This is a genomic window from Micromonospora sp. NPDC085948, from assembly GCF_040686315.1.
GTDB lineage: Bacteria > Actinomycetota > Actinomycetes > Mycobacteriales > Micromonosporaceae > Micromonospora.
Window position 1 is genome coordinate 227,641 of sequence record NZ_JBFBJW010000011.1, and the last position, 8,774, is coordinate 236,414.

7 protein-coding genes are annotated in these 8,774 nt (G+C 73.5%); 3 read left to right on the forward strand and 4 right to left on the reverse strand.

All coding sequences use genetic code 11. The annotated features are described in order from the left end of the window. Positions 1 to 1,680: a hypothetical protein gene (locus tag AB0O48_RS25550; RefSeq protein WP_365068758.1), complete on the reverse strand. Its 1,680-nt coding sequence runs from the start codon at positions 1,678 to 1,680 to the stop codon at positions 1 to 3. Between the two features lie 44 nt (positions 1,681 to 1,724). Here AB0O48_RS25550 and mptB (AB0O48_RS25555) point away from each other — a divergent pair, with 44 nt between their 5' ends. Further along, entirely contained in the window at positions 1,725 to 3,125 is a 1,401-nt protein-coding gene (gene mptB / locus AB0O48_RS25555; RefSeq protein ID WP_365068760.1) for a polyprenol phosphomannose-dependent alpha 1,6 mannosyltransferase MptB, read from the forward strand. Positions 3,126 to 3,205: 80 nt separating this feature from the next. Beyond that, complete coding sequence (gene mptB, locus AB0O48_RS25560; protein WP_365068776.1) at positions 3,206 to 4,687, forward strand: polyprenol phosphomannose-dependent alpha 1,6 mannosyltransferase MptB; 1,482 nt, start codon at positions 3,206 to 3,208, stop codon at positions 4,685 to 4,687. Between the two features lie 69 nt (positions 4,688 to 4,756). Here the strand turns inward: mptB (AB0O48_RS25560) and AB0O48_RS25565 are convergent, their stop codons facing one another. The 3 genes from AB0O48_RS25565 to glnA all read right to left on the reverse strand — a co-directional run bounded on the left by AB0O48_RS25565 (position 4,757) and on the right by glnA (position 7,639). After that, the gene (locus tag AB0O48_RS25565; protein ID WP_365068762.1) at positions 4,757 to 5,740 is read right to left on the reverse strand and encodes a hypothetical protein; all 984 of its coding nucleotides are present in this window, start codon (positions 5,738 to 5,740) and stop codon (positions 4,757 to 4,759) included. Further along, positions 5,737 to 6,102, reverse strand: a complete 366-nt coding sequence (locus AB0O48_RS25570; RefSeq protein ID WP_357245029.1) for a helix-turn-helix transcriptional regulator — start codon at positions 6,100 to 6,102, stop codon at positions 5,737 to 5,739. The genes AB0O48_RS25565 and AB0O48_RS25570 overlap by 4 nt, the downstream gene beginning before the upstream one ends. A 112-nt stretch (positions 6,103 to 6,214) precedes the next feature. Then, entirely contained in the window at positions 6,215 to 7,639 is a 1,425-nt protein-coding gene (gene glnA, locus AB0O48_RS25575) for a type I glutamate--ammonia ligase (protein WP_357245031.1), read from the reverse strand. A gap of 262 nt (positions 7,640 to 7,901) precedes the next feature. Between glnA and AB0O48_RS25580 the strand changes: the two genes are divergently transcribed. Next, positions 7,902 to 8,300 carry an RDD family protein gene (locus AB0O48_RS25580; protein ID WP_357245033.1) on the forward strand — a complete coding sequence of 133 codons (399 nt, stop codon included), beginning with the start codon at positions 7,902 to 7,904 and terminating at the stop codon, positions 8,298 to 8,300. The last annotated feature ends 474 nt before the right edge of the window (positions 8,301 to 8,774 follow it).

The following is an 8,774-nucleotide window of genomic DNA, read 5'->3' on the forward strand; positions in this document are numbered from 1 at the left end:
TCAGCTGCCGAGCGTGTACTCGCCGGGGCGAGGCACGGTGACGGTGGTCCAGTCGCCGTCGGCGGTGACCGTGGCGTCGCCGGACGCGACAAGCCATCGGCTGTGCCGGACCCGGACCGCCACCGGGCCGGCGGTCGGCGCCCGGAAGGTCACCGCCGCGCCGTCGGCGCGGATCAGCTCGGCGGGTGCGGCGACCAGCGGCGTCGGGTCGGCCACTGCCCAGACCCGCCAGTGCGGACCGGACCAGACCGGCGTCAGGTAGGGCAACCCGCCCTCGACCAGCGCCGCCTCGGCCCGCCCCACCCAGGACAGCGGGGCGTCCGGTAGCGCCACGTACTGCACGGCGTTCTCCGCCAGCCAGGCCCGGTAGGTGCTCGGGGTCAGCGGTGCGCCGGTGCCGGCCGCGCCGGGCACGGTGGTGAAGAACAGCGGGTTGCGGTCGATGTCGGCCTGCCGCAGCCAACCCCGGGCCAGCGGCACCTCACCGAGGCGGGCCGCCTCCCAGTAGTTGCGGGTCGGCGGCACCTCGACCCGGCCGGTGAGCCGCTGCCCGGCCAGGAACGCGCGCAGCGGCGCGTGGTAACCCGGCGCGCTCGTCGGGTCGCCGATGCCACGCAGGTCGGCGGGGACCGCCGGCGGCTGCCAGGCGCAGACCGCCACCAGCAGCGCGGCCAGGCCCACACCGCCGCGCAGCCGAGCCCACCGCGACCGCCCCGCCGCCGCGGCGTGCGCTGTGACGGCGCTGGTCGGGGTGGCGGCCGGGGTGGCGTTCGCCGGGGTGGCGTTCGCCGGGGTGGCGCGCGCGGCCGTCCGGCGGGCCAGGCGGTCGGCGAGCCAGGCGGGCGGGCGGGCGGCGGCGGCCAGCACCGGCAACGCGAACATCGTCACCAGGCGGGTCGCGTTCAACCCCACCGGCGTGTGCACGACGGCGGCGGCGAGCACCCCGGCGGCGGAGAGCAGCGCACCGAAGCGCACCGGCCGGTACGCCACCAGCGCCGCCACCACCAGGCTGGTCACCACCGCGCGCACCGCGTCGGTGCGGCTGATGTTCATCCAGCCGCCGTCGCCGAAGAGCACCGCCGTCGCGGCCAGCGGCACCGCCGCCGCGACACCGAGCGCCAGACCGTCGGCGTACCGCCGGGTCAGCAGCAGCGCCACACCCGCCAGGCCGACGAACAGGCCGGCCACCGGACTGGTCGCCGAGGCCAGCAGTGCGGCGACCGCCGCGAGCACGAGCCGCACCCGCCCTCGTCCGGCTCGGCGAGTGAGCGCGAGCAGCGCGGCCAGCCCGAACGCCACACCCAGGGCGTACGTGACCCGACCGGAGACCAGGTTGCCGGCCAGCGTGACCACCCCGACCAGGCTGCCCAGCAGCGGTCGGGGCACCTCGGTGCGGACCAGCAGCGCGGCCAGCGCGGCAGCCGACGCCACAAGCGCGAGCGCGCCGGTCACCCGTACGCCGAGCAGCGCCATCACCGGCTGGGAGAGCAGGCTGTAGCCGAACTGCTGCACCCCGGCGTACCAGCGCAGGTCGACCGGGGTGGGACCGTGGGCCGCGAAGAAGTCCGCGCGAGCCACCTGCGCGGCGAGGTCCGACCCCATCAGCGGCAGGGCCAGCCAGAGCGCGGCGAGCACGACTGCGGAACCGGTGGCCACCGCCACCACCCGACTGTGCCGCATGCCCACCTCCGTACCGCGACCACCGTACTGGCAGCATGTCCGGCGTGCCTCACCACCTCGCGCGTTGGACCGGACTGGCGGGATCGGCGTTGCTGGCCGTCGCCGCGTTCCTCGGCGGCGCCCTGCCCGGCTCCCCCCTGCGTACCACCCCGGTCAGCATCTGGCAGGGCCCGAACGGTCCGCTCGTCCTCGTCGCCTGGCTGGTCGGCACCGCGCTGCTCGCCTACGCCTGGTGGGCGCTGCGGGACTCCGTGCCGTCGACGCGCTGGGCGCTGACCACCGTCGGGCTCTGGCTGCTGCCGCTGCTGATCGCACCGCCGCTGGCCAGCCGCGACGTGTACGCGTACGCCTGCCAGGGCGCCAGCTACACCGCTGGGATCAACCCGTACGAGCAGGGCGTCTCCGCGCTGCCCTGCCCCTGGCTGGACACCATCTCGTACATCTGGCGGGACACGCCCGCGCCGTACGGGCCGCTGTTCGTGGTGCTCGCCGGCGCGGTGGTGAAGGCCACCGGCTCGCTGACCGGCGCGATCGTGGTGTTCCGGCTGATCGCGGTGGCCGGGGTGGCGTTGATCGCGGTCAGCCTGCCGGTGCTGGCGCGACGCGTCGGCGTCCCCGCCAGCCGGGCGATCTGGCTGGCGCTGGGCTGCCCGCTGGTCGCCGTACACCTGGTCGCCGGCGCGCACAACGACGCCCTGATGGTCGGCCTGCTGGTCGCCGGGCTGGCGGTGATCGTCTCCCGGCCGGGCCGTCCCGGCCCGCTGCTCGCCGGCGGCGCCCTGCTCGGCCTGGCCGCCGCGATCAAGGTGACCGCGCTGGTCGTGGTGCCGTTCGCGGCGCTGGCCGCGATCGTCGGCGGGTACTCGATCCGGGCCCTGCTCCGGCACGGCGGGTGGGTGGTCGGCGGCGCGGTCGCCGTCGTGGCCGGGGTGACCCTCGCGTCGGGGCTGGACTTCGGCTGGGTCGCCGGGCTGGCCAGCGGCAGTGACGTGATCGCCTGGACGTCGCCGTCCACCGCGATCGGCCAGACCGTCGGCTACCTGGCGGTGCCGTTCGGCGGGCACATCGACGCGCTGCCGGTCACCCGGGGGATCGGGGTGGGGGTGCTGGCGCTGCTGCTGGTCTGGCTCTGGTGGCGGGCCCGCACCCGGGAGCCGCTGTGGTACGCCGCGCTGGCGTTGGCCGCCACTGTGGCCCTCGCGCCGCTGTTCCACCCCTGGTACTGGGTCTGGCCCCTCGCGGTGCTCGCGGCCACCGCCCGCCGGACCGGATGGTTCACCGTCGTCGCGCTCGTCGCGTCGTTCCTGGTGCTGCCCGACGGCACCGGCCTGCCCCGGTTCACCAAGACGGTCGGGGCGCCGCTGATGACGCTGTTGGTGATCGCCCTGGTCGTCTGGTTGGTACGGTCGGCTCGGGCGGCCCGTCACCCGGTCGCCGCCGACTGAGGGAAGGTGCGCCGGTGACCGCTCCCGGTCCGCCGCCTTCCGGCCTGCCGCGTTCGGGTCCGCCGCCGTCCGATCCGCCACTGTCCGGTCCGTCGCGTTCCGGTCCGCGGGCGGCTCGTCTGGCCCGGTACGTGGGGCTTGTCGGCGCGGTCCTGCTCGCCGTTGCCGCGTACCTCGGTGGGGCGCTGCCCACCGCCCCGCTCGGCGCGACACCGGCGTCGATCTGGCGAGCCCCGGACGGCCCGGCGACGCTCACCTGCTGGCTGGCCGGCACCGTGTTGCTGGTCGGGGCGTGGTGGTCGGTGCGCGGGGGAGCGCCGTCGACCCGGTGGGCGTACGTCACCGCCGGGCTGTGGGCGCTGCCGCTGCTTGTCGCACCGCCGCTGGGCAGCCGCGACGTCTACTCGTACGCCTGCCAGGGCTGGACGTACGCGCAGGGCGTCGACCCCTACGCGGTTCCGGTGGCGGCGGCGGGCTGCCCGTGGCTGGACGCGGTGGCACCGATCTGGCGGGACACCCCGGCACCGTACGGGCCGGTGTTCGTGCTGCTCGCGGCGCTCGCGGTGGGCCTCGGCGGCGGGCTCACCGGCACGATCGTGGCGCTGCGGGTCATCGCCGTGGCGGGGCTGCTGCTGGGTGCGCTCTGCCTGCCGGGGCTGGCGCGTGCGGCCGGTGTGCCGGTCCGGCGGGCGGCCTGGCTGGCGCTGGCCGGTCCGCTGGTCGGGGTGCACCTGGTGACCGGGGCGCACAACGACGCGGTGATGCTGGGCCTGCTGCTGTCCGGACTTCTGCTCGCGGTCCGCCGACCGGGTCGGCCCTCGTCGTTGCTGGTGGCCGGGGTGCTGCTCGGGTTGGCGGTGACGGTGAAAGCCAGCGCCGCGGTGGTGCTGCCGTTCGCCGCGCTGGCCGCGGTCCGGGGCCGCCCCACGGTACGGGCGTTGGCGCGCGACGGTGGCTGGCTGGCCGGCGGATCGCTCGCCGCGTTGCTGGTCAGCTCCGCGGTGTCCGGGCTCGGGTTCGGGTGGGTGGGTGGGTTGACCCACAGCGGTGACTCGGAGCAGTGGACCTCGCCGCCCACCGCCGTCGGCCTGGTGGTGGACTACGCCGGCGCGCTGGCCGGGCGGGACCCGCAGGCGGTGCCTGTCGTCCGGGCGGTGGCACTGCTGCTGCTCGCGGTCGTGCTGGTGCTCCTGTGGTGGCGGGCCTGGCGGGACCTGCGGGCCTCGGCTGACCCGGCCATGGCCCGCTGTGGGGCGGGTCCAGGTAGCGCAGCCCGCCCCCGGATCACGCTGCACGGCGCCGGCCTGGCCCTGGTCGCCACGGTGGTCCTGTCCCCGGTCTTCCACCCCTGGTACGCGACCTGGCCGCTGGTGCTCCTCGCGCTCACCGCCACCCGGACCACGTGGTTCCTGCTGCCGGCCGCGGTGGCGACCTTCCTCGCCCTGCCCGACGGCACCAACCTGGCCCGCTTCACCAAGGCCCCCGGAGCGGTAGCGATGACCGCGCTGTTCCTGTCCCTGGCCCTCCTCGGCACGCTGCGCCGACGCTCCCGACCGCGTTGATCATGAGGTTAGCGGTCCTGTCGATCTCCGAAAGCCCCGCCAACCTCATGATCAATGCGCGAGTGTGCGTCAGGACTGCGCGCCGGAGGTGGGGTAGTGGCGGTCGGTGCGCTTCGTGGTCAGGGTCAGGCGGGCGCGGGCGAGGATGGTCAGGAGTAACACGGCGGGACCGGCCAGCGCGACGGCGATCGTGCTCGTGGCCAGCGCCGCGAAGCTGACGTCGCCGCGTATCGGGTCGATGGCATCGCCCAGGGCGGGCACCGCCAGGAAGCCGGCGGGGGTGAGCAGCGTGACGAGCGCCCAGCCACCGCGGGTGTCCCCGCCGATGGCCAGAGCCATGGCCAGCAGGGCACCGACGACCAGCAGTAACCCACCGACGGCGGGCAGGAAGCTCAACGCGGTGAAGCCGTAGTAAGTGAGACCATCGCCCGGCCGCACCAGGTATTCCGTCGCCGCTACCGCCGTCACAGCGGACAGCAGCGGCGCGAGGCGGACCGCCGTCGCGGGCCGGTCGGGCAGGGCCAACGCCAGCAGGCCGAGTATGACCTGCGGCAGCAGCACGAACAGCGGCGGCCGGAATGCGTCGAGCACTGCGGCCAACGGCGGCAGCGCCAGCGTGAGCAGGAGGGCGAGGGCGATGGCCAGCCGGGCGATCCGGCGCGACGCGACCGCGGTGGCGATCGCGGTCAGCAGCCAGCCCGCCCAGGCGATGACACCGATCGAGACGAACGGGCCGACGTGGGGTACACCCCATTCGATATTCGCCGGATGCAGCTCTGTCGTACCCCAGACACCGGCGAGGACGCTCGCGGTGACCATGGACAGCAGTGCCGCGAGGCGTACCCCGGGGGTCAGGCTGGCGACACCTGCGGCCCGCAGCCGCTGACGGAGCCCGCCGCGGAGCAGGTCCGCGGCGTCCGCTGGCGAGGGCCAGCGGCGACCCGGCGCGGCCAGGTCCAGATAGGTGCCGACGATCTCGGCGCCGCGGGAACGCCGGTAGTCGGCGGGGTACGCGCGCAGCAGTCGCAGGTAGCGGCGCTCCAGGTCGCTCATGCCAGCCCTCCCGCCACTCGGGGGGTGGTCGCCCGGGTGGCAGGAGCGCGTCGGGCCAGCCGGGCGGTGGCGGCCTCGACGTTGCGCCGTAGCCGCTCGGTCTCGGCGGTCAGGGTGCTGGTGCCGGCGGGGGAGAGCCGGTAGTAGCGGCGCAGTCGGCTGTCCACCACCTCCTCCCGGTCGACCTCGACCAGGCCGGCGTCGACCAGCCGGTCGAGCGCGCCGTAGAGGGTTCCCGGGCGAAGCGTCACCCGCCCGTCGGAGAGGGTGCTGACCTCGCCGATCAGCCCGTAGCCGTGCAGCGGCTCGCCGGCGAGCGCGGTGAGGATGAGGAACGTGGGTTCCCGCAGGGGTGTGTCCATGGCCGTAATATAACGGACGCGAAGGTATTGCGGGGGGCGGCAGATCGGGACCGAAAACGGCCGGGCCGGCCCCGCGTAGGCGGAGCCGGCCCGGCCGGTGATCGGTGACTGCTCAGCAGTCGTAGTACATGGCGAACTCGTGCGGGGTCGGGCGCAGGCGCACCGGGTCGACCTCGTTGGCGCGCTTCCAGTCAACCCAGGTGGAGATCAGGTCCGGGGTGAAGACGCCACCGTCGAGCAGGTAGTCGTGGTCGGCCTCCAGCGAGTCGAGCACGGCCGGCAGCGAGCCCGGCACCTGCTTGACGTCGCCCCACTCCTCCGGCGGGAGGTCGTAGAGGTCCTTGTCGATCGGCGTCGGCGGCTCGATCTTGCTCTTGATGCCGTCCAGGCCGGCCATCATCATGGCCGAGAAGGCCAGGTAGACGTTGGCCGACGGGTCCGGCACGCGGAACTCGACGCGCTTGGCCTTGGCGTTGCTGCCGGTCACCGGGATGCGGGTGCAGGCGGAACGGTTGCGCTGCGAGTAGACCAGGTTGACCGGCGCCTCGTAGCCCGGCACCAGGCGGCGGTACGAGTTGACCGTCGGGTTGGTGAAGGCCAGCAGCGACGGCGCGTGGTGCAGCAGACCGCCGATGTACCAGCGGGCCATGTCGGACAGACCCGCGTAGCCGGTCTCGTCGTAGAACAGCGGCTCACCGTTGAGCCAGAGGCTCTGGTGGGTGTGCATGCCGGAACCGTTGTCGCCGAACAGCGGCTTGGGCATGAAGGTCGCGGTCTTGCCGTTGGCCCAGGCCTCGTTCTTCACGATGTACTTGAAGAGCTGGAGCTGGTCACCTGCGTGCAGCAGGGTGGAGAACCGGTAGTTGATCTCGGACTGCCCGGCGGTGCCCACCTCGTGGTGCGAGCGCTCCACGTTGAAGCCGGTGTCGACGAGCCGGCGCACGATCGAGTCACGCAGGTCGGCGTAGTGGTCGACCGGCGGCACCGGGAAGTAACCGCCCTTGTACGCGGTCTTGTAACCGAGGTTGCCGCCCTGCTCTTCGCGGCCGGTGTTCCAGGCGCCCTCGATCGAGTCGATGTAGTAGAACGACTGGTGCGCCGAGGTCTCGTGGCGGATCGAGTCGAAGATGTAGAACTCCGCCTCGGCGCCGAAGTAGGCGGTGTCGGCGATGCCGCTCGCCGCCAGGTACGCCTCGGCCTTCTTCGCGACGTTGCGCGGGTCGCGGCTGTAGGCCTCGCGGGTGAACGGGTCGTGGATGAAGAAGTTCAGCGCGAGCGTCTTCTGCGCGCGGAACGGGTCGATGAACGCGGTGGCGACGTCCGGGAGCAGGAGCATGTCCGACTCGTGGATCGCCTGGAAACCGCGGATCGACGAACCGTCGAACGCGAGGCCGTCGGTGAAGAGATCGTCGTTGACGGACTCGACCGGCAGGTTGAAGTGCTGCATCACGCCGGGCAGGTCACAGAAACGAACGTCGACGAACTTCACGTCCTCGTTCTTGAGGTATCGCAGCAGTTCCTCGGGATTGGCGAACACACATCCTCCTGGCACGTCCACGGGGTGGCTAGGCTTCTGGCGACGCTAGGGCCAGGCGGTTGCCCGGCCGTGTCTCCGTTGTTTCTGCCGTGTTACGTCCCGCGCAGAGCGTCAGTGGCGCTCCGGTCCACGCCCCCGGCCCGCCGCGAGCGCCGTCCGACTGTGCCAGTGTAATGACATTTGATGCCGTTGGCCCGAATCAGCACGCCGTGCAGGCGACACCCGGCAAGTCCCCATCCCCGCGCGGATACCCTTGACCGCTGTGACCAATCCGCACGCCCCGGCCGCGCCGGCCACCGACCCCGGCTTCACCCCACCCAGCCTCGGCAAACGTTTCGGGGCGCTGGTCATCGACTGGGTGCTCAGCCTGCTGGTGTCAAACGTCTTCGCCGATCCGTTGCGCGACAGTTGGGCGCCGGTGCTGGTGCTGGTGCTCGAGTACGGCTTCTTCCTCGGCCTGTTCGCCCAGACGCCGGGCATGTACATCACGAAGATCCGCTGCGTGAACTGGTACGACGGTGGCCGGATCGGGGTGCTCCGCGGACTGATCCGCGGCCTGCTCCTGGCCCTCGTCGTCCCCGCGCTGATCATGGACGAGCACCGTCGGGGCCTGCACGACAGATTCGCCAACGCGGTCATCGCCGACGCACCCCGAGGCTGAGCCCCAGCCCGCCGCCGCGCTCTGCCGGCGGCCCCTCGGCCTCGCCCTCGGCCCTCGGCCCTCGGCCCTCGGCCTCGGCAGCCGGGCTCGCGCCCGGCTGCTGGCCTAGCGCCCGCCCCCGGCTGCTGGCCTCCGGCCCCCGGCCTCGCCCCGCCCAAGATCGCGCTCGATCCCGGATTTAGTGGCCTGGAACCGCTGGGACACCACTACATCCTGGATCGAGCGCGATCTTGACCGGCGACGTGGTCTGAAGCCGCGCTTCCGGCGGCCCAGGCGTCCGCATCTGAACGAAATCGCAGCAACTTCGGGGAAGTTGCTGCCTGCGGCGTGTCTGAGACAGCAACTTCGGGGATGTTGTGCGGGTGCGGGTGCGGGTGCGGGTGCGGGTGCGGGTGCGCGGCGCCGGGGTGCGCGGCGCCGGGGTGCGCGGCGCCGGGGTGCGCGGCGCCGGGGTGCGCGGCGCCGGGGTGCGCG